This window comes from Pseudoxanthomonas sp. PXM04, assembly GCF_014851695.1.
Classification (GTDB): Bacteria; Pseudomonadota; Gammaproteobacteria; order Xanthomonadales; family Xanthomonadaceae; genus Pseudoxanthomonas_A; species Pseudoxanthomonas_A beigongshangi.
Genome location: NZ_JACVAG010000001.1, coordinates 1,026,829 through 1,049,646 on the forward strand (window position 1 = coordinate 1,026,829; position 22,818 = coordinate 1,049,646).

Annotated in this window: 10 protein-coding genes; 9 read left to right on the top strand and 1 reads right to left on the bottom strand. The window is 68.5% G+C overall.

Annotation, left to right across the window (positions count from 1 at the left end; translation table 11 throughout):
* Nucleotides 1-299: 299 nt before the first annotated feature.
* Complete coding sequence (locus IB228_RS04890) at nucleotides 300-1,502, bottom strand: amino acid aminotransferase (RefSeq protein ID WP_192197708.1); 1,203 nt, start codon at nucleotides 1,500-1,502, stop codon at nucleotides 300-302.
* Between the two features lie 220 nt (nucleotides 1,503-1,722).
* Here IB228_RS04890 and IB228_RS04895 point away from each other — a divergent pair, with 220 nt between their 5' ends.
* The 9 genes from IB228_RS04895 (at nucleotide 1,723) to IB228_RS04935 (ending at nucleotide 22,705) form a co-directional block, all read left to right on the top strand.
* The gene (locus tag IB228_RS04895; RefSeq protein ID WP_192197709.1) at nucleotides 1,723-4,644 is read left to right on the top strand and encodes a DUF748 domain-containing protein; all 2,922 of its coding nucleotides are present in this window, start codon (nucleotides 1,723-1,725) and stop codon (nucleotides 4,642-4,644) included.
* Between the two features lie 174 nt (nucleotides 4,645-4,818).
* Entirely contained in the window at nucleotides 4,819-8,322 is a 3,504-nt protein-coding gene (gene smc / locus IB228_RS04900; protein ID WP_192197710.1) for a chromosome segregation protein SMC, read from the top strand.
* Nucleotides 8,323-8,354: 32 nt separating this feature from the next.
* A complete protein-coding gene (zipA, locus tag IB228_RS04905) occupies nucleotides 8,355-9,089 on the top strand; it encodes a cell division protein ZipA (RefSeq protein WP_183641858.1) in 735 nt (244 codons plus the stop codon).
* 220 nt (nucleotides 9,090-9,309) lie between these two features.
* Nucleotides 9,310-11,655: an NAD-dependent DNA ligase LigA gene (gene ligA / locus IB228_RS04910; protein WP_183641855.1), complete on the top strand. Its 2,346-nt coding sequence runs from the start codon at nucleotides 9,310-9,312 to the stop codon at nucleotides 11,653-11,655.
* Nucleotides 11,652-12,620: an EF-P lysine aminoacylase EpmA gene (epmA, locus tag IB228_RS04915; protein WP_192197711.1), complete on the top strand. Its 969-nt coding sequence runs from the start codon at nucleotides 11,652-11,654 to the stop codon at nucleotides 12,618-12,620. The genes ligA and epmA overlap by 4 nt, the downstream gene beginning before the upstream one ends.
* Nucleotides 12,621-12,731: 111 nt before the next feature.
* Nucleotides 12,732-13,523: a DUF3011 domain-containing protein gene (locus IB228_RS04920; protein WP_225562222.1), complete on the top strand. Its 792-nt coding sequence runs from the start codon at nucleotides 12,732-12,734 to the stop codon at nucleotides 13,521-13,523.
* Between the two features lie 93 nt (nucleotides 13,524-13,616).
* Nucleotides 13,617-14,672, top strand: a complete 1,056-nt coding sequence (gene mtnA / locus IB228_RS04925) for an S-methyl-5-thioribose-1-phosphate isomerase (protein ID WP_183641849.1) — start codon at nucleotides 13,617-13,619, stop codon at nucleotides 14,670-14,672.
* Between the two features lie 276 nt (nucleotides 14,673-14,948).
* Nucleotides 14,949-17,645, top strand: a complete 2,697-nt coding sequence (gene gyrA, locus IB228_RS04930) for a DNA gyrase subunit A (protein ID WP_192197712.1) — start codon at nucleotides 14,949-14,951, stop codon at nucleotides 17,643-17,645.
* Nucleotides 17,646-17,770: 125 nt separating this feature from the next.
* The gene (locus IB228_RS04935; protein WP_192197713.1) at nucleotides 17,771-22,705 is read left to right on the top strand and encodes an alpha-2-macroglobulin; all 4,935 of its coding nucleotides are present in this window, start codon (nucleotides 17,771-17,773) and stop codon (nucleotides 22,703-22,705) included.
* Nucleotides 22,706-22,818 lie beyond the last annotated feature (113 nt).

Consider the following 22,818-nt stretch of genomic DNA (forward strand, 5'->3'; position numbering starts at 1 on the left):
GGGGGGTGAGGGCTTCAGGACAAAGCAAAAAGGCAAATCCCACTCGGTCCCCCTTTTTGCAAAGGAAGAGGAAAGGCGACGTCGCAGGCGGCGGGCCTCGGTGCGGATGATAGGGATGCGATGGGTGTGGCGGAGCGTGGGATGCCCCCTTTGCAGCGCTTCCCAACAGCCGAATGGCTGATCAAAGGGGGCGGCCACCCGCGTGAGCGGGTGGCGGGGGATTTGCTTTTCGCACGGAGCCCAAAAGAAAACCCCCGGCAATGCCGGGGGTTCCAGACAGACCGCGGAGGAACGCAGACTCAGCCGCGGCTCACCGCATAGACCGCTTCGGCCACCTTGTCGATGTTCTGGCTGTTGAGCGCGGCCACGCAGATGCGGCCGGTGCCGATGGCGTAGATCGCGTATTCCTCGCGCAGGCGATCGACCTGGGCCTTGCTCAGACCGGAGTACGAGAACATGCCGGCCTGCTGCTGGATGAAGCCGAACTCCGGCGCGCCCAGCGCCGCCAGCTTGGACACCAGCCCGGCGCGCAGGGTGTGGATGCGCTCGCGCATGCCGCCCAGTTCCTTCTCCCAGCGCGCGCGCAGTTCGTCGCTGCCGAGCACGCCGGACACCAGCGCGCCGCCGTGGGTGGCGGGACTGGAGTAGTTGGAACGGATGGTGCGCTTGATGTGCGACTGCACGCGCTTGGCCTCGTCGCGGTCGGCCGAGACGATCGACAGCGCGCCCACGCGCTCGCCATACAGCGAGAACGATTTGGAATACGAACTGGCGACCACGAACGCCGGGATGCCGGAATCGGCGAACAGGCGGATCGCGGTGGCGTCGGCGTCGGTGCCCTGGTCGAAACCCTGGTAGGCGATGTCGATGAAGGGCAGCAGGCCGCGTTCCTTCACCAGTTCCACCACCTGCGCCCACTGCGCGGCGGTCAGGTCGACGCCGGTCGGGTTGTGGCAGCAGGCGTGCAGCAGCACCACGGTGCCAGGCTCCAGCGCGCCCAGGTCGGCCAGCATGCCGGCGAAATCCAGGCCGTGGGTGGCCGGGTCGTAGTAGCGGTAGTCGCTGACCTCGAAGCCAGCGGTGCCGAACACCACGCGATGGTTTTCCCAACTCGGGTTGCTGATGGCGATCTTCGCCTGCGGCAGCGCGCGCTTCAGGAAGTCGGCACCGATGCGCAGGGCGCCGCTGCCGCCGATGGTCTGCGCGGTGACCACGCGGCCGGCCTCCAGCGCGGTGGAACCGGCGCCGAACAGCAGTTTCTGGGTCGCCAGGTTGTAGCCCGGCAGGCCGTCGATGGGCAGGTAGCCGCGCGGTTTGGCGTCCGCGGCCAGGACCTGTTCGATCTCGCGGACGGAATCGAGCAGGGGAATGCGGCCCTGTTCGTCGTAGTAGATGCCAACGCCCAGATTGACCTTGCCGGGGCGGGAATCGGCGTTGTAGGCCTCGGTCATGCCCAGGATCGGATCGCCCGGAACCAGTTCGACGGATGCAAAAAGAGACACGGCGGTGTGACCAGTTGGTGAGGGGGAAAGGGTGTCGCAAACAAACTCCCCGATCCTAACAGGCCATCGGCGGACGTGCGCCCGCGTGGCGCTGGCGCGCCCGGCGGCGGGCAGGCTAAGGTGATTGTTCCGACCATCGGGCGGTCCTCCGGGCCCCATTCGTTCCGCTCCGACCGGCAAAGGGCCGGTGCGGAGGCGGGCGCCTTCCAAGGAGCAGGTCATGCTGGGCTGGATCCGTCGTCGACTGCTTTGGGTCATCGTCCTGCCGTTGCTGGTGGTGGGGCTGTACGCGCTGGCGGGCTTCTGGTGGCTGCCGCGCTTCGCCCGCGCCGAGGCCACCGACTACGTCCGCGAGGAACTGGGCAAGTCGCTGAGCCTGGGCGAACTGCGATTCAACCCCTTCACCTTCCGCGCCGAGGCCACCGCGCTGGCGATACAAGAGCCTGCGGCGACGGCGGGGCAGAAGCCGCTGGTCGCGCTGCGCCGGGCGGTCATCGATTTCCAGATCTCCTCCCTGTGGAAAGGGGCCTGGACCTTCCGCGAAGTGACCCTGGACGGGCCCTACGCGCAGGCGCTGGTGCGCGCCGATGGTTCGCTCAACCTGGCCGACCTGGTTCCTCCTTCGAAGGACGACGGTCCGCCGCCGGACGTGCTGATCGCGCATCTCGTGGTGGCCGACGGTGCAATCGATTTCGCCGATCACAGCCGGCGCCTGCAGCCCAGCAAGCGGCTGGCGCCGATCCGGTTCGAACTGCGCGATTTCCGCACCGCGCAGGGCAACGGCAAGGGCGGTGGATTCCACCTGGCCGCCACTGGCGATCAGGGCGAACGCTTCGACTGGCGCGGGCAACTCTCGTTGCGGCCGTTCGCCTCAGACGGCGAACTGGGCGCGGCCAATCTCCAGGTCGACACCGCCTACGCCTTCCTCAGCGAGGCGCTGCCGTTCGAACTGCATGGCGGCCGCTTCGATGTGGCCGGCCGCTACCGCTTCGCCGCCGGCACCTCGACGGGCACGTTGCTGGAAGCGACGCTGTCCCGCGCGCAGGCCAGCGGAGTGGGCGTGCGCGTGCGCGGCGAAACCGGGAACGCGGCCACCCTGGGCGAGATCGCGCTGGCCGGCGCCCGTTTCTCGCTCGGCAAGCGCGAGGTCGTCGCCGATCGCCTGCGGGTGGGCGGCTTGCGGACCGCGCTGACCCGCGAGGCCAACGGCGCGATCAGCCTGATGCGCTTGTTCCCGTCGACGCCGGAAGCCGCTTCCGCGCCCGCCGCCACGACGCCGGGCCCGGCTTGGCGGTTCAATCTGGGCGAAGTGGCGCTGGAGGACGCCGAGGTCGATGTGCAGGACCGCGCCGTCCGGCCGGCCAGCCGCTTCCGCCTGCAGGCGCTGACCGCCAGCACCCGCGGGGTCAGCCTGGATCTGGACAAGCCATTGCCGATAGCGGCGTCGGCCACCGTCAACGGCAAGACCCGGCTGGCCGTGCAGGGCGAAGTGGTACCCGCCACCGTGGCCGGGCGCCTGCAACTGGATCTGACCGGCCTGCCGCTGCGCGACGTGCTGGCCTACCTGCCGGATTTCCCCGCCCTGGAATTGCGCTCGGGCACCCTCGGCGCGAACGGCGAACTTACCCTGCCGGGGGACGGAAAGCGCGGCGCGGCCCTGGCCTTCAATGGCGAAGGCCGCATCGACGGCTTCTCGCTGCTGGAGCGGGCAAGCAAGCGGCAGGTGGTGGCCTGGGAGCGGATGGATATCGGCGGCCTGCGCTATGCGCAGGCGCCGGATCGCCTGCAGATCGCCCGGGTCGTCATGCGCAAGCCGTTCGCCATCGTGGCGGTGGAGCCGGATCGCACCGTCAACCTCAGCCGGCTGTTCGCCAGCCCGGCGCCGGCCGCCACGTCGGCACCGGCGTCATCGTCGGGACCGGCGATGGCCATCAAGCTGGACGATCTGCAATTGGAAAACGGCACCATGGCGTTCGCCGACGCCTCCATGGATCCCGGCTTCCGCGCCGACATCGCCGCCCTGCGCGGCCATATCCGCGGGCTGTCCACCGCGCCCTCGGCGCAGGCCCGCGTGGATCTGCACGGGCAGGTGGTCAACCGCTACTCGCCGGTGGAGATCTCCGGCACGCTCAACCCGTTCGCCTACGACGAGCGCACCGATTTGAAGATGAGCTTCCGCAACATCGATCTGCCCATCTTCAATCCGTACTCCGGACGCTTCGCCGGCTACGCCATCGCCAAGGGCAAGCTCAGCACCGAACTGCATTACCAGATCGACCATCGCAAATTGCAGGCGGCCCACCATGTCGTGCTGGATCAGCTGGAGTGGGGCGAGGCGACCGACAGCCAGGAAAAGGTCTCGCTGCCCATCCGGTTGGCGACCTCGCTGCTGAAGAACCGCCAGGGCGTGATCGATCTGGATTTGCCAGTGAACGGCTCGCTGGACGATCCCAGCTTCCGGGTGTGGCCGATCGTCTGGCAGATCCTGAAGAACATCCTGGTCAAGGCGGTGACCGCGCCGTTCGATTTCATCGGCTCGCTGTTCAAGGGCGCGGAACAGGCACGCTACGTCGATTTCGCCGCCGGCTCCAGCGAACTGGGCGAACCCGCGCGCACCAGCCTGGGCGCGTTGGCCAAGGCGTTGGTGGAACGCCCGGCGCTGCGGCTGGACATTCCGGCCGGCACCGCCCTGGAGGGCGAGGCCGAGGCGATTGCCGGGCAGCGGCTGGACGCGGCGATGCTGGGCCGGCGCGAGGGCGAGCCGGTCGCGGTCGCGGCGCTGGAGGCCGGGGAGCAGCGGGATCTGCTGGAGGCACTGTACCGGCAGCAACTGGGACGCAAGCCGGACATCCCGGAGGCGGCCGAGGAGGCCGGGCGGGAGGCTGACCAGGAGGAACTGGATCGCAAGGCACGCAAGGCCGCGCGCCAGACGGCCGAGGTGACCTGGCTGCGCCAGGCGCTGCTGCCCCGGTACCGGCCCGGCGACGACGAACTGGCCGCGCTGGGACGCGCCCGCGCCAACGCCGTCCAGGATGCGTTGCTGGCCGGCGGCGAGGTGGATCCCACCCGGGTGTTCATCGATGGCGCCAAGGGACCGGCGGCGCACGAGGGCGGCGCGCGGCTGGAGCTGGGCCTGGAGTAGCCGGGGCGGGCGGTCCCGCGCCGGGCCGGCGCCCGTTATACTCATCGGTCAATGCCGCAAGAGCAGTATTGGATTGCCATATAAATCAATTATTTGGCGATTCAACCTCATCCAGTCCAACAATTTGGCAGCGCACCGGCCGGCCGGTCGCGATGCCCGGAAAACCATCGCCGCATGCGCCTTTCGACCATCAAGCTGTCCGGTTTCAAGTCCTTCGTCGATCCGACCACGTTGCACCTGCCCACCAACATGACCGGCGTGGTCGGTCCCAACGGTTGCGGCAAATCCAACATCATCGATGCGGTCCGCTGGGTGATGGGCGAGAGTTCCGCCAGCCGCCTGCGCGGCGACTCGCTGACCGACGTGATCTTTTCCGGCAGCTCGGCGCGCAAGCCGGTGTCGCAGGCCACCGTCGAACTGATCTTCGACAACAGCGATCACACCATCGCCGGCGAATTCGCCGCGTTCAACGAAATCTCGGTCAAGCGCCAGGTCAGCCGCGACGGCCAGAGCAACTACTACCTCAACGGCACCAAGTGCCGCCGCCGCGACATCACCGACCTGTTCCTCGGCACCGGCCTGGGGCCGCGCAGCTACTCGATCATCGAGCAGGGCATGATCAGCCAGATCATCGAGGCCCGGCCCGAGGATCTGCGCGTCTACCTGGAGGAAGCCGCCGGCATCTCCAAGTACAAGGAACGCCGCAAGGAAACCGAGACCCGCATCCGCCATACCCGCGAAAACCTGGATCGCCTGAACGATCTGCGCGAGGAAATCGGCAAGCAGCTGGAACACCTCAAGCGCCAGGCCAGGCAGGCCGAGCAGTACCAGGCCCTGCAGGAAGAGCGCCGGGTGAAGGACGCCGAGTGGAAGGCGCTGGAGTTCCGCGGACTCGACGTGCAGTTGCAGGGCCTGCGCGAGAAGCTGTCGCAGGAAGAAACCCGCCTGCAGCAGTTGATCGCCGAGCAGCGCGAGGCCGAGCGCAACATCGAAACCGATCGCCTGCGCCGCGAGGAAGCCGCCGAGGGCCTCAACAAGGCCCAGGGCGAGGTCTACCAGGTCGGCAGCACGCTGGCCCGGCTGGAACAGCAGATGCAGCACCAGCGTGATCTGGCCGAACGCCTGAAGAAGGCGCGCGACGAAGCCCACAACGCGTTGCAGGAACTGGGCCAGCACATCAGCGGTGACGAGACCAAGCTCAACGTCCTGCGCGAGAGCGTGGACGAGGCCGAACCCCGGCTGGCGCAGTTGCAGGAAGAAGACCTGTTCAAGCAGGACGCCCTGCGCGACGCCGAAGCGCGCCTGTCGGACTGGCAGCAGCGCTGGGAAACCCATTCGCGCGAATCGGCCGAGGCCGCGCGCGCCGGCGAGGTCGAGCGCACCCGCGTCGATTATCTGGATCGCCAGGCGCTGGAAACCGAACGCCGCCGCGAGAACCTGGCCGCCGAGCGCGCCGGACTGGATCTGGACGCGCTGGCCGAAGCCTTCGAGCAATTGCAGATCCAGCACGACACCCAGAAGGAATCGCTGGAGTCGCTGACCGAGCAGGTCGAGTCGCGCAAGCAGTCGGCGGCGGGCGTGCAGGAGCAGCAGCGTGCTTCGCAGACCGAACTGTCGGAAGTGCGCAAGCGCGCGCAGGAAGCCCGTGGCCGGCTGTCCTCGCTGGAGACATTGCAGCATGCCGCGCTGGGCCAGGAGCAGGGCGCGGCGATGAGCTGGCTCAAGGCACGCGGGCTGGATTCGGCGACGCGCGTGGGCGAGCGCCTGACCGTCGAGCCGGGCTGGGAAAACGCCGTCGAGGGCGCGCTCGGACAACTCATCGAAGGCGTGCTGGTGGATGCGCCGGAATCGCTGGTGGACGCCCTGGGCGAACTCGGCGAAGGCCGCATCGCGCTGGTGTCCGACGAACAGGCCGACTTCAACGTCGCGCCGACCTCGCTGGCGGCGCGGGTGCAGGGACCGGCGGCGGTGCGCCGTCTGCTGGCGCGCCTGCACGTGGCCGAGGATCTGGCCGAAGCGCGCCGCCTGCAGTCGCAGCTGGGCGACGGCGATTCGGTGATCACCCGCAGCGGCGAGCGCCTCGGCGCCGGCTGGGTGCGGGTGCTGCGTTCCGGCGCGGCCAAGCAGGGTGCATTGCTGCGCGAGCGGGAAATCCAGGGTCTGCGCGCCGAGATCGAAACGCTGCAGACCCGCGAGGCCGAACTCGAAGAACGCCTGGCCAACCTGCGCGACCAGTTGCTGGCCGCCGAGCAGCAGCGCGAGGACGCGCAGCGCGCCCTGTACCTGGCGCATCGTGGCGTGTCCGAACTGGCCGGCCAGTTGCAGAGCCAACAGGGACGGGTGGAATCCACCCGCCACCGCATTGACAAGATCGACCAGGAAATCGCCCAGTTGGTGGAAACCCTGGACGGCAGCCGCGAGCAGGCCCGCGAGGCGCGCCTGCGGCTGGAGGAAGCGGTCACCGCGATGGGCGATCTGGAATCGGCCCGGCAGGGCCTGGAATCCGAGCGCCGGCAACTGGTCGAAGCGCGCGATCTGGCCCGCGAGGCGGCGCGCGCATCGCGTGACGCCACCCATGCGCTGGCGCTGACCCTGGAATCGCAGCGCACCCAGATCATCTCCCTGAGCCAGGCGCTGGACCGGATGGGCGGCCAGCGCGGCCAGCTCGATTCGCGGCTGGAGGAACTGACCCTGCAGCTGAGCGAGGGCGACTCGCCGGTGCAGGAACTGGACGCCCAGCGCCAGGCGGCGCTGGAAGAGCGTGTCAACGCCGATCGCCGGCTGGCCGAGGCGCGCTCGGTGCTGGAAGGCATCGACAACGAACTGCGCCAGTACGAGCAGACCCGCCACCAGCGCGACGAGGCCGCACTGGCCCAGCGCGAGCGGATCTCCCAGCGCAAGCTGGACCAGCAGGCACTGGCGCTGAAGTCCGAGCAGTTGTCGCAGGGGATTGTCGCCGCCGGCTTCGTCGTCGAGGACGTCATCAACACCCTGCCGGAAGTGGCCGACGCGCGCGAATGGGAGCAGGCCGTCACCCAGATCGACTCGCGCATGCGTCGGCTGGAACCGGTCAACCTGGCCGCCATCCACGAGTACGGCGAGGCCTCCCAGCGCGCCGAGTACCTGGAAGCGCAGCACGTCGACCTGACCACCGCGCTGGAAACGCTGGAGGACGCCATCCGCAAGATCGACCGCGAAACCCGCGGCCGCTTCAAGGACACCTTCGACCGGGTCAATGCCGGCGTGCAGGCGCTGTATCCGCGCCTGTTCGGCGGCGGCCACGCCTACCTTGAACTGACCGGCGAGGATCTGCTGGACACCGGCGTGGCGATCATGGCGCGGCCGCCCGGCAAGCGCGTGTCCAACATCTCGCTGCTGTCCGGTGGCGAGAAGGCGATGACCGCGGTGGCGCTGGTGTTCGCGATCTTCCAGCTCAATCCGGCGCCATTCTGCCTGCTGGACGAAGTGGACGCGCCGCTGGACGAGGCCAACGTCGGCCGCTTCACCAACATGGTGAAGGAGATGAGCGAGAAGGTGCAGTTCCTGTTCGTCAGCCACAACAAGGCGACCATGGAAGCCGCGCACCAGCTCAGTGGCGTTACCATGCGCGAGCCCGGTGTGAGCCGACTGGTGTCGGTGGACCTGGAAGAAGCCGCGCGCCTGGCCGGCGCGGCCTGAACCCCTGATCAAACCCTGGCGGAGAATCCGACGTGTCCGACATGGCAATGCTTCGAATCGGCATCCTGATCGCCGGCGCAATCCTGATTGCGGCGATCATCTTCTTCGGCCGCCCCAAGAAGCCCAGCCAGGGCCGGCGGCTGGAACCGACGGAACGCGACAACGCCCGCGTCGAGCCCAGCCTGGCCACCGACGACACGGCCTACGAGACCGATCGCGATTACTCCGGCGACGAGGTCAGCCAGCCCGAACTCGGCCTGGCCGGCGGCACCCCGACCGCCGCCGACAGCCACCTGGGCAAACGCGCCAACCAGGACTTCGACAAGATCGTCTCGCTGTACGTGGCGGCACGCGCCGGGCAGGTGCTGCGCGGCGAGGACATCGTGGTGGCGGCGGAGAAGACCGGCCTGATCTTCGGCCACATGAACGTGTTCCACCGGCTGATCGAAGGCCATCCCGAACGCGGTCCGATCTTCAGCATGGCCAACATCATGCAGCCGGGCAGTTTCGACATGGCCAACATCCGCGAGATGGAAACCCCGGCCATCGCCTTCTTCCTGACCCTGCCGGCGCCGGTGAGCGCGCTGGAAGCCTGGGAGAAGCTGCTGCCCAACGTCGAGCGCATGGCCGAACTGCTCAACGGCGTGGTCCTGGACGACAGCCGCAACACCTTGGGCCGCCAGCGCATCCAGCACATCCGCGAAGAGCTGCGCGCCTACGACCGCCAGCACGAAGCGCCGCCGCTGACCAAGCCACCGCGCTGGTAAGCCGGGGCGCCCGGGACCTGTGACGGGGCCGCCCTGGCCGGGTCCTGCATCCGCCCGCCAGGCTGCTTCCGCCGCGCCGCCCCAACGCGGCGGTCATATCTCCCGAATCGCCCGGATCAGAGCACACCGGGTCAGAGCACACCGGATCAGAGCACGCCTGATAAGAACGCGCCCGATAAGAACACGCCGGCTTTGCGGCCCTCCGTCCTACAATCCCGCCATGACCGCACCCACACCCGCCGACCGCGCCATCGAGCTGCGTCGCCTGCTCGACGATGCCAACTACCGCTACCACGTCCTCGACGAACCCAATATCCCGGACGCCGAGTACGACCGGCTGCTGCGCGAACTGGACGAACTGGAAGCGGCGAACCCGGATCTGATTACCCCGGACTCGCCCACCCAGCGGGTCGGCAACGCGCCCTCGGCCCGGTTCGCCGAAGTCCGCCACGCGATCCCGATGCTGTCGCTGGGCAATGCCTTCAGCGACGAGGAAGTGCAGGACTTCGTCCGCCGCATCGCCGAAAAGCTGAAGCGGCCGCACCTGTTGTTCTCGGTCGAGCCCAAGCTCGATGGCCTGGCGATCAGCCTGCGTTACGAGGACGGCGCGTTCGTGCAGGGCGCCACGCGTGGCGACGGCGCCACCGGCGAGGACGTCACCGCCAACCTGCGCACCATCAAGGCCATTCCGATGCGCCTGCGCGGCAAGGGCTGGCCGCGGGTGCTGGAAGTGCGCGGCGAGGTGTACATGCCGCTGGCCGCGTTCCGCGCCTACAACGAGCGCGCGCTGAAGGAGGGCGGCAAGGTGCTGGCCAATCCGCGCAACGGCGCGGCCGGCTCGCTGCGGCAGCTGGATCCGCGCATGACCGCGCAGCGTCCGCTGGCGTTCTACGCCTACGCGGTCGGGCTGGTCGAGGGCGGCGACCTGCCGGCGAGCCATTCGCAGACCCTGGCGCGCCTGCGCGAATGGGGTTTCCCGGTCAGCGCGGAGAACCGCGTGGTCGACGGCGTGGATGGCCTGCTCGACTACTACCGGAGCGTCGGCGACAAGCGCGACGCGCTGCCGTTCGACATCGACGGCGTGGTCTACAAGCTCGACGACTATGAAGGCCAGCGCGAGATGGGTTTCGTCTCGCGCGCGCCGCGCTGGGCGATCGCGCACAAGTTCCCGGCGCAGGAACAGATGACCGTGCTGGAATCGATCGAGGTCAACGTCGGCCGCACCGGCGCGGTCACGCCGTGGGCGCTGATGCAGCCGGTGCAGGTCGGCGGCGTCACCGTCACCCGCGCCACCCTGCACAACGCCGATCAGATCGCCCGCCTGGACGTGCGCAACGGCGACACCGTGATCATCCGCCGCGCCGGCGACGTGATTCCGGAAGTGGTGAGGGTGGTGCTGGAGCGCCGCCCACCCGGTACCCAGCCATGGTCCATGCCCACGCGGTGCCCGGTATGCGGTTCGGAAGTGGTGCGCGAGGAAGGCGAGGCGGTCTGGCGCTGTTCCGGCGAACTGACCTGCGCCGCGCAGCGCAAGGAGGCCATCGGCCACTTTGCCTCGCGCCGCGCGATGGACATCGAGGGCCTGGGCGAGCGTTACGTCGAGGTGTTGAGCGATCTGGGCTATGTCACCTCGGTGGCCGACCTGTACCGGCTGACGGTGGATGACCTGCTGGAGATGAAACGCCGCGCCGACGAGCGCGACGGCACCACGCCGGAAACGGTGAAGGCGGGCAAGGTCGCCACCAAGTGGGCGGACAACCTGATCGAGGCGATTGACCACAGCCGCACGACCACGCTGGAGCGCTTCCTGTTCGCGCTGGGCATCCAGCATGTCGGCGAGAGCACCGCCAAGGCGCTGGCGCTGTGGTTCGGCGATCTGGAATTGATCCGGCGCATGCCGTGGCCGCTGTTCAAGCGCGTGCCCGACATCGGCGGCGAAGTCGCGCGCTCGCTGGGCCATTTCTTCGACCAGCCCGGCAACCAGCAGGTCATCGACGATCTGCTGTCGCGCGGCGTCACCCTCACCGACGCGCACCCACCGCACCCGAAACTGCGCGACGACCTCGGCTTGGCCGCGCTGCTGGTGGATCTGGAAATCCCCAAGGTCACCCGCGTGCGCGCCGAGCAACTGGCCGCCGCGTTCCCGCGCGTGGAGGCGCTGGTGGACGCGCCGGCGCACCAGTTCGTCAGCGCCGGCCTGCCGTCCGAATCGGCCAACGCGCTGGCGGCCTGGCTGGAAGCGCCCGAACACGCCAGGCTGCTGGCGCACGCGGGCCAGGTGGTGGAACACCTGCTGTCGATCACGCCCGAAGGCGACACCGGTCCGGCCGGTCCGCTGGAAGGCAAGACCGTCGTGCTGACCGGTGGGCTGGCGGCGATGAGCCGCGACGAGGCCGGCGCGAAACTCGAGGCGCTGGGCGCGAAGGTCGCCGGCAGCGTGTCGAAGAAAACCAGCCTGGTGGTGGCCGGCGAGGCCGCCGGTTCCAAGCTGGCGAAAGCGCAGGAGCTGGGCATCGAAATCTGGGACGAGGCGCAACTGCTGGCTTTCCTGGCGAAGCACGCATGAGCTGGCAACCCTCGGCGCGGTTCGAGGCCATCCGCCTGCGCGCCCGCTTGAACGCCACCCTGCGGGCGTTCTTCGCCGCGCGCGACGTGATGGAAATAGAGACGCCGGTGATGTCGCAGGCCGGCAACACCGATCCCAACATCGCTTCGTTCTCGCTGGAATTCGGCGGGCATGTCGATGCCGGCCCGCGCCGTCGTTGGCTGCGCACCTCGCCCGAATTTCCGCTCAAGCGACTGCTGGCGGCGGGGCTGGGCGATTGCTACGAACTGGGACGCGTGTTCCGCGACGGTGAAGCCGGCGGCCGGCACAACCCCGAGTTCACCATGCTGGAGTGGTACCGGGTCGGCTGGGATCACCAGCAACTGATCGACGAGTGCGCCGGACTGCTGCGCGAATGCCTAGCGCTGGTGGGCCGCGACCTGCGCCTGCGCCGGGTCGCGTACCGGGATCTCTATCGCGAGTCGCTCGGCATCGACCCGATGCTCGACGACATCGATGTCCTGCGCAACGCGCTGGCGGACGTGCGCATCGACCCCGAAGGGCTGGACCGCGACGACTGGCTGGATCTGCTGATGACCCATCGCCTGCAGCCGGCGTTTCCGGCCGACCAACTGCTGGCGCTGTACGACTATCCGGCCTCGCAATGCGCGCTGGCGCGCGTGCGCGCTGACGCGCTGCCGGTGGCCGAGCGCTTCGAGATCTACCTGGGGCCGCTGGAAGTGGCCAACGGCTATCACGAACTGGCCGACGGCACCGAACAATCAAGGCGATTCCTTCGCGACGTCGCCGTGCGCCAAGCCCGTGGACAGGATGCGCCGGCCATCGATACGCGCCTGCTGGCGGCGCTGGATGCCGGCTTTCCGGACTGCGCGGGCGTGGCCCTGGGGGTGGATCGCCTGCTGATGGCGATGCTGGATACGCCGCGCATCGCCGACGTGCTCTGCTTCGATTTCGCGCGAGCCTGAGTGGCGGCCAAACGTCTTCTGGCAGCGTCAAAAACGGAAACGGTTTCTTGGGTTCACATTCATGATGGTCCGGTAGATTCTCCACCAACACCACCCACGGAAGATCGCGCCATGAAGCACGCCACGATCCGCGTCATGCATCGGATGTTGCCGCTGTTGTCCCTGCTGTCCCTGGGCTCCGTGGCCGCGACGGCGGCGGCCCAGGATCGTGGCTATGGCTACCCGGGGGATGGCTATGGGCAGGTCGTCCGCTGCGAGTCCCAGGACGCCAAGTACCGCCATTGCCAGGCCGATACCCGCGGCGGCGTCGAACTGATTCGCGGGCTGTCCAAGACCTACTGCACCGAGGGTCGCAACTGGGGCTGGGATCGCTCCGGCATCTGGGTCACCGGCGGCTGCCGCGCCGAATTCCGCACGCGCGGCGGTGGCGGTTGGGGCGGTGGTGGCTGGAATGGCGGAGGCTGGAACGGAAACGGCGGCGACCAGATTGTCCGCTGCGATTCCAACGACGATCGCCACCGCACCTGCGCGATTCCGCGCGGCGGCTACGTGCGCCTGCATCGGCAGATCTCCAAGACCCGTTGCGTCGAGGGCTACAACTGGGGCCGTGAGCGCGATCAGATCTGGGTCTCGCGCGGCTGCCGCGCCGAGTTCGCGGTCGGCGGTCGCGGCGGCGGTGGCTGGAACGGCGGAAATGGAGGCAACTGGGGCGGCAACAACCAGATCGTGCGCTGCGATTCCAACGACAACCGCACCCGCCATTGCGACGCCCATGTCCGGCGCGGCGCCCGGGTGGAGCGGCAGATCTCCAAATCCCCGTGCATCGAAGGACGCAGCTGGGGCTGGGATCGCGGCGGCATCTGGGTCAGCGGCGGCTGCCGCGCCGAGTTCCGGGTCTGGTGACGGCGGACCTCGCAGGAACATATCCACGGGAACATCCCCAGGGAAAAGGCCCCGCCATGCGCGGGGCTTTTTTCTGGCCGCTACAATGGCGCGATGAACGACGCCTTCGACTACGCCCGCTACGACCGCATCCGTCCGATCCGCTGGACCGGCGACGCCCTGGAACTGCTGGACCAGCGCAAGCTGCCGTTCGTGGTCGAATACCTGACCTGCGCGACCAGCGACGAGGTCGCCGCGGCCATCCACGCGCTGGCCGTGCGCGGCGCGCCGGCAATCGGTATTTCCGCCGCCTGGGGCGTGGTGCTGGCCGCGCGCGCGGTCGAGGCTGCCGATGGCGCGCAGGCCGCCTCCGCGCTGGAACCGGCGCTGCAACGCCTCAACGCGGCGCGCCCGACCGCGGTCAACCTGGCCTGGGCGCTGGCGCGCATGCGCGCGGCGCTGCATGGAACGGGCGCGGACTGGCGCGCGGTGCTGGAACGCGAGGCACAGGCCATCGCCGACGAGGATCTGGCCGCCAACCGCCACATGGGTGAACTAGGCGCGGCCCTGATCCCGGCGGGCAGCGGCGTGCTGACCCACTGCAATACCGGTTCGCTGGCCACCGCCGGGTTCGGCACCGCGCTTGGCGTGATCCGCGCGGGCGTGGCACAGGGCCGGATTGGCCGCGTGTTCGCCGGCGAGACCCGGCCCTGGCAGCAGGGCGCCCGGCTGACCGCGTGGGAACTGCAGCAGGACGGCATTCCGGCCACCCTCATCGCCGACTCGGCCGCCTCGCACCTGCTGAAGACCGGCGCGGTGCAGTGGGTCGTGGTGGGCGCGGATCGGATCTGCGCCAACGGCGACACCGCCAACAAGATCGGTACCTACCAGCTCGCCATCGCCGCCCGCCACCACGGCGCGCGCTTCATGGTGGTGGCGCCGTCGTCCACGGTCGACATGGCCACGCCGGACGGCGACGCCATCGAAATCGAGGAACGCGATCCCGGCGAATTGCTGGGCATTGGCGGCGTCCGCACGGTGGCCGAGGGCATCGCCGCCTGGAACCCGGTGTTCGACGTGACTCCCGCCAGCCTGATCGACGCCATCGTGACCGAGAAGGGCGTGGTGGAGCAGCCGACGCTGGCGAAGATGCGGGCCGCTTTCGGCTGAACCGGCCGGCCCGGTGGCATTTGCCGGCGTCCGGAGAGGGGGAGCCCCGGGCAGGGACAGGGGCGCTCCGGCGGCCTCGGGCGCGATGTCCTCCGCGAGCCATCGGATGACCGGCTAACTGCTTGTTTCGGGGCTGAAAAACGGGCGGAAAAGTCCCGCCTGTGATACACTCCGCAGGTTGTAAAAACCTGCCTGAAACCCCGCCCGCGCTAGCGTTGCCGGCTCCGTCCCGGCAGGCCGGTTTCGGCTCGAAAAACCTGAGACTACGGAACCCGAATGGCTGATCTCGCCAAGGAAATCATCCCCGTCAACCTCGAAGACGAGATGCGCAAGAGCTACCTCGATTACGCCATGAGCGTGATCGTGGGGCGCGCCCTCCCGGACGTCCGGGACGGCCTGAAGCCGGTGCATCGACGTGTGTTGTACGCGATGAACGAACTGGGCGCGCACAGCAACAAGCCGTACTACAAGTCGGCGCGTATCGTCGGTGACGTGATCGGTAAGTACCATCCGCACGGCGACCAGTCGGTCTACGACACGCTGGTGCGCATGGCCCAGCCGTTCTCGCTGCGCTACCTGCTGGTGGACGGGCAGGGCAACTTCGGTTCGGTCGACGGCGACAGCGCCGCGGCGATGCGTTACACCGAAGCGCGCATGTCGCGCCTGACCCACGAACTGATGGCGGACATCGACAAGGAAACCGTCGATTTCCAGCCCAACTACGACGAGAAGGAACTGGAGCCGACGGTCATGCCGACCCGGTTCCCGAACCTGCTGGTCAACGGCTCGGCCGGCATCGCGGTCGGCATGGCCACCAACATCCCGCCGCACAACCTGTCGGAAGTGATCGACGGGCTGATCGCGCTGATCAACGATCCCGAGATCGACGTCGACGGGCTGATGCAGTACATCCCCGGTCCGGATTTCCCGACCGCGGGCCTGATCAACGGCACCGCCGGCATCATCGCCGGCTACCGCACCGGCCGCGGCCGCGTGCGCATGCGCGCCAAGGCCGACATCGAGGTCGATGACCGCACCGGCCGCGAAGCCATCATCGTCACCGAGATTCCCTACCAGGTGAACAAGGCGCGGCTGATCGAGAAGATCGCCGAGCTGGTCAAGGAAAAGCGGCTGGAGGGCATCAGCGAGCTGCGCGACGAGTCCGACAAGGACGGCATGCGCATCTACATCGAGGTCAAGCGCGGCGAATCGGCCGAGGTCGTGCTGAACAACCTGTATTCGCAGACCCCGATGGAATCGGTGTTCGGCATCAACATGGTGGCGCTGGTGGACGGCCGTCCGCAGCTGCTCAACCTGAAGCAGATGCTGGAAGCGTTCGTGCGCCACCGCCGCGAGGTGGTCACCCGCCGGACCATCTTCGAACTGCGCAAGGCCCGCGCCCGCGCCCACATCCTGGAAGGCCTGACGGTCGCGCTCGCCAACATCGACGAGATGATCGAGCTGATCAAGACCTCGGCCAACCCGCAGGAAGCCAAGGAGCGGATGCTGGCCAAGACCTGGACGCCGGGCCTGGTCGGCGCGCTGCTGTCGGCGGCCGGCGCCGAATCCTCGCGCCCGGAAGATCTGCCCAGGGGCGTGGGCCTGGTCGATGGCGCCTACCAGCTCACCGACGTGCAGGCCACCCAGATCCTGGAGATGCGCCTGCATCGCCTGACCGGCCTGGAACAGGAAAAGCTGACCGAGGAATACAAGGAGCTCCTGGAGGTCATCGCCGGCCTGATCCGCATCCTGGAAAACCCCGACGTGCTGCTGCAGGTCATCCGCGACGAGCTGCTGAACGTCAAGGCCGAGTTCGGCGACGCGCGCCGCAGCGAAATCCGCCACAGCGAAGAGGATCTGGACATCCTCGACCTGATCGCCCCGGAAGACGTGGTGGTCACCCTGTCGCATGCCGGCTACGCCAAGCGCCAGCCGGTCAGCGCCTACCGCGCCCAGCGCCGCGGCGGCCGTGGCCGCAGCGCGGCGGCGACCAAGGAAGAGGATTTCATCGACCAGCTGTGGCTGGTCAACACCCATGACACCCTGCTGACCTTCACCAGCAGCGGCAAGGTGTTCTGGCTGCCGGTGCACCAGCTGCCGGAAGCCGGCTCCAATGCCCGCGGCCGCCCGATCATCAACTGGATTCCGCTGGAGGAAGGCGAGAAGGTCCAGGCGGTGCTGCCCGTGCGCGCCTACGAGGAAGGCCGCTACGTGTTCTTCGCCACCCGCAGCGGCACGGTCAAGAAGACCCCGCTGACCGAGTTCGCGTTCCGCCTGGCCCGCGGCAAGATCGCCATCAGCCTGGACGAGGGCGACGCGCTGATCGGCGTGGCGCTCACCGATGGCGGCAACGACGTGCTGCTGTTCGCCTCCAACGGCAAGACCGTCCGCTTCGCCGAGGACAAGGTGCGCTCGATGGGCCGCACCGCCGCCGGCGTGCGCGGCATCCGCCTGGCCGAGGGCGAGGAAGTGGTCAGCCTGATCGTCTCCGAGTCCGCCGGTGGCGTGGACGAGGGCGAGGAAGAGGGCGCCGAGGACGTGGTCGAAACCGGCGAGGAGGCGGTGCTGGAAACCGGCGCCGACGACGCCGACGTGGCCTACATCCTGACCGCGACCGAGAACGGCTATGGCAAGCGCACCCCGCTGGCCGAATACCCGCGCAAGGGCCGCGGCACCCAGGGCGTGATCGGCATCCAGACCAGCGAGCGCAATGGCAAGTTGATCGGCGCGGTGCTGCTGCGTGCCGGCGACGAGGTGCTGCTGATTTCCGATGGCGGCACCCTGGTGCGCACCCGCGCTTCGGAAATCTCCCGCGTCGGCCGCAACACCCAGGGCGTGACCCTGATGCGGCTGTCCGAGGGCGAGGTGCTGCAGGCGGTTGAGCGCCTGGACGCGTCGCTGGACGAGGACGAGGAAGGCGAAATCGATACCGCCGAAGCCGGCGATGTCACCGCCGCGCCGCCGCAGGCCTGAGGCCCGTCGGCAACGCGATGAGAAACCCCGGCTTGCCGGGGTTTTTCTTTTCCGGTTCCTGGCTTCGCTGACCCCAAAGCATCGTGTTCCGCGTTCTATACTGCCGCCAAGACCGGATCAGGGACATGCACATGGAATCGTTGGCTCCTTCCTTCCGCGGCGCGCGTGCCTTCGGCCTGCGCGCACTCTTCGTCGGCCTGTTGGCGCTAGGCGCGCTGGCCGGATGCAAGCGCAACGACACCGGGCAACTGCCTGAGGCCAGCGGCGAGGCGGTGCAGGCGCAGCGGCAGGAGGTGGTCGGCTTCGGGCTGGCCAGCGCCTATCCGGATCAGCACGACGGCAGCCTGGCGATCGCGTTGGAGTTCAGCCGACCGCTGGTGAGCTCGCAGGACTTCGACCAGTTGCTGGCGGTGGCCGGCGCCAACGGCGAAACCGTCAAGGGCAGCTGGGTGCTGGACGACAAGGGCAGGATCCTGCGCTTCCCGTCGGTGGAGGCGGCCAAGGACTACGACGTGATCGTGCGCGCGGACCTGCTGGCCGCCGATGGCAGCCGCCTGGGCAAGGAACTCAAGCAGCGCGTGCACACCGGCGAACTGGATCCGGCGGTGGGCTTCGCCTCGCAGGGCAGCGTGCTGCCGGCGCGCGAGAGCCGTGGCCTGCCGGTGGTCTCGATCAACGTCAAGGAAGTCGATGTCGAGTTCCTGCGGGTCAACGAGAAATCGTTGCCGAAGTTCTTCTCCGAATACCAGCGCGGCGGCCGTCGCGGCAGCTGGGATCTGGACAGCGATTACGGCGACAGCACGCCGATCGCGCAGCTGGCCGAGCCGGTCTACGTCAATCGCTTCCTGCTCGGTGGCAAGCCGAACGAGCGCCTGCTGACCTACCTGCCGATCCAGGACATCAAGGAACTGCAGGAGCCGGGCCTGTATTTCGCGGTGATGAAGCGCACCGGCAAGTTCGCCGGCGATTTCGAGACCGCGTTCTTCACCGTCAGCGACCTGGGCCTGCATACGCGTGCCTACAAGGATAAATTGTTCGTCCACACCGCATCGCTGCGCGATGGCGCCGCCGTGGGCGGGGTCGAACTGCGGGTGCTGGACGCCAAGGGCGAGACCTTCCTGACCGGCAAGACCGACAGCAATGGCAATGCCCTGCTGAAGTACACGCTGGATGCGGGCCACGTGCTGATCGCCCGGCGCGGCCAGGACGTATCGATGCTGCCGTTCAACCAGCCGGCGCTGGACCTGTCCGAATTCGCGGTGGCCGGCCGGGAGCAGGCCTGGTTCGACGTGTTCGCCTGGTCCGGCCGCGACCTGTATCGTCCCGGCGAAACCGTGCGCCTTTCGGCCCTGTTGCGCGACTTCGACGGCCGTCCGGTCAAGGCCCAGCCAATCTTCCTGCGGCTGAAACAACCCGACGGCAAGACCTTCCGCGAGACCCGCCTGCAACCGGGCGAGCAAGGCTACTTCAACTTCGAGCAGGTCATCCCGCAGGAAGCGCCGACCGGTCGCTGGCAGGTGGAGTTCCGTACCGATCCGGCCAGCAAGGAAGCGGTGCAGGGCATGACCCTGCGGATCGAGGAATTCCTGCCCGAGCGGATGAAACTGGATCTGGACAGCACCGGGCAGGCCACGCTCAAGCCTGGACAACCGCTGCAACTGCAGGCCACGGCGGCATACCTGTATGGCGCGCCGGCGGCGGGCAACCGCTTCACCGCGCGATTGGCGGTGGCGGTGGAACAGCATCCGGTGGAAGCGCTGCCGGGCTACTTCTTCGGCGACCCCACCGTGGAGTTGCCGAAGGAAGCCAAGGACGTCGTCGATGCCAAGTTCGATGACAAGGGCGTCTATCGCGAGGCGATCGCGCTGCCGGCCGAGGTCAAGCCGGTGACGCCGGTCGCGGCGGTGGTTTCGGGCAGTGTCTACGAGACCGGTGGCCGCACGGTGACGCGCACCCTGAAGCGCGTCATGTGGCCGGCCAACGCGCTGGTCGGCGTGCGTCCGCTGTTCGACGACAAGGACGGCGCCGATGCCAACAGCAACGCCGGCTTCGAGATCATGCGGGTGGATGCCGCCGGCAAGCCTCAGCCCGGCAAGGGCCTGAAGGCGACGCTGGTGCGCGAGCACCGCGACTATCACTGGAACTACGACGAGGATGGCGGCTGGGACTACGATTTCACCCGCCGCTTCGAGAACCTGGAAACCAAGGTGATCGATGCCGGCGCCACCGCCGCGCGCATCGACTATCCGGTGGAGTGGGGCGAGTACCGGCTGGACGTATTCGATCCGGCGTCCGGCCTGACCACCCGCTATCCGTTCCGCGCCGGCTGGAGCTGGGACGATCAGAACCGCGGGCTGGATGCGCGACCGGACAAGGTCAAGCTGGCGCTGGACAAGACCGGCTACAAGGCCGGTGACACCTTGCAGGTGACGCTGACGCCACCGCACCCCGGCAAGGGCCTGCTGATGGTCGAGGCCGATCGCATGCTGTACGTGCAGGAGATCGATGCCAAGCCCGGCAGCCGCTTCTCCATTCCGGTCACCCAGGACTGGGAGCGGCACGACGTCTACATCACCGCGCTGGTGTTCCGCGGCGGATCCGCACCGAGCAAGATCACCCCGGCGCGCGCGGTCGGCGTGGCCCACGTGCCGATGGATCGCAAGGCGCGCCGCGTCGCCGTCGGCCTGGCCGTGCCCAAGCAGATGCGCCCGGAGCAGGAGCTGCCGGTGACGGTCAGTGTGCCCGAACTGGCCGGCAAGGCCGCGCATGTCACCGTCTCGGCGGTGGACGTGGGCATCCTCAACATCACCCGCTTCCCGGTGCCGGACGCGAACGCGCAGTTCTTCGCCCAGCGCCGTCTCGGCGTGGACGCGTACGACATCTACGGGCGCGTGATCGAGAGCTTCGAAGGCGGTAGCGCCAAGATCCGCTTCGGCGGCGACATGGCGCTGACCGCGTTGCCGCAGGCCAAGCGGCCGACCTCGCGGGTGCAGACCGTGGACCTGTTCGCCGGTCCGGTGAAGCTGGACGCCAAGGGCAACGCGCGCATCCGCCTGAAGGTGCCCGACTTCAACGGTACCCTGCGGGTGTCGGCGCTGGTGTATTCGGACGAGCGCTACGGCAACCGCGATCGCGAGACGCTGGTGCGCGCGCCGATCGTGGCCGAAGCCAGCCTGCCGCGCGTGCTGGCGCCGGGCGATCGCAGCATGGTGACCCTGGACGTGCAGAACTTCACCGGCAAGCCGGGTGAATTCAGCGTGCGGGTGGACGGCGAGGGCCCGCTGTCGATCGGCGAATCCGCGCGCAGCGCGAAACTGTCGACCGACGCCAAGACCACCCTGAGCTTCCCGATCACCGCGGGCGAGGGCTACACCACCGCCAAGGTGCGCGTGCGGGTGGACGGCAACGGCTTCAAGGTCGATCGCCGCTACGACCTGCCGGTGCGCGCCGGCTGGCCGGCGGTGCTGCGCTCGCGCACGCTGGTGCTGGACAGCATGGCGCCGGTGGAAATGGGGGCCGGACTGGCCGACGGGTTGATGGCCGGCTCGGTCAATGCGCGGATGCTGGTCAGCGCGCTGCCGCCGATTCCCTTCGCCAGCGCCCTGCAAGGCGCGCTCGAGTATCCCTACGGCTGCGCCGAGCAGACCACCAGCAAGGGCTATGCGGCACTGGAGCTGGATGATGCCACCGCCAAGTCGCTGGGCGTCGGCGGGCTGGATGCGAAGAAGCGGCGCGAACGCATGGAAGGCGCGTTCGGCCGGCTGGCCTCGATGCAGGTCGCCAACGGCCATTTCTCGATGTGGGGCGACGACGGCTACGTCAATCCGGGCCTGACCCCGTACGTGGTCGAGTTCCTGCTGGATGCGCGCGAAGGCGGCTTCGCCGTGCCGGACAACGTCCTGCAGAAGGCGCTCAACCGCCTCAACGAGGATCTGCTGGCCGGCGGCGCGCAGTTCTACGGCTACTCGCAGCGCGATCACCTCAAGTTCGCCAACCAGGCCTATGCCGGCTACGCGCTGGCGCGGGTCAATCGCGCGCCGCTGGGCACGCTGCGCGCGCTGTACGACAACGAGCGCAACAAGAGCCTGACCGGACTGCCGCTGGTGCACCTGGGCCTGGCACTATCGCTGCAGGGCGACAAGACGCGTGGCGCGAAGGCGATTGCCGAGGGTTTCGCCAAAAATGGTGATCGCCCCGACTACCTGGGCGACTACGGCACCCGCCTGCGCGATGACGCGTTGATGATCGCGCTGGTCCACGAGCGCAAGCTGTCCAAGCCGGAGTACGACCGCCGCGCGGTGTCGCTGGGCCGCGAACTGGATGCCCGCCGCAACAGCGGCTGGCTGTGGCTGAGCACGCAGGAGCAGGTCGCGCTGGCGCGCCTGGGCAAGGCATTGATGGTGGATCAGAAGAAGCTGGTGTCCGGTACCTGGACCCTGGGTGGCGAAAGCGAAACCGTCGCGCCGGGCAAGGTGTTCGGCCGCAGCCTGGATCACGCGGCGCTGGCGCGCGGCGCGCGTTTCGTGCCGGAAGGCCAGCCGCCGCTGTACGCCAGCCTGGATGTCAGCGGCATCCCGCGCACGCCGCCGGCCGCCGACGAACGCCAGATCGGCATCGAACGGCGCTACTACACCACCGACGGCAAGGAGTGGAACGGCGGCACGCTGAAGGAGGGCGAGGCGCTGATCGTCCGGGTCAGCATCACCCCGCATGCGAGCATGCCCGACGCGCTGTTCACCGATCTGCTGCCCGCCGGCCTGGAGATTGAGAATTTCAACCTGGGTGACGCCAAGCAATGGGCCGACGTGGTGGTCGACGGCATCAGCGTCAGCGATCGCGGCAGCGCGGCGGACGTGAAGCACGAGGAGTTTCGCGATGATCGCTACGTGGCCGCGCTGAAGCTGGACAGCGGCGACACCGCCAAGGTGTTCTACCTGGTGCGCGCGGTCACGCCCGGTACCTACACCGTGCCGCCGCCGCTGGTCGAGGACATGTACCGGCCGGACATCCGTGGCGTGGGTCGCTCGAAGGTGGGAACAATCACCGTCGTGCAGCCGTAGGGCGGGAGTCGGGAATGGGGAGTCGGGACTCGAGCGACGCCGGTTCCCTGCTCCCCGGGACGGGAGGAGGGCCGAGACCGTGGATGCGGTGGCAGCCCGCCCATGTGCGGTGC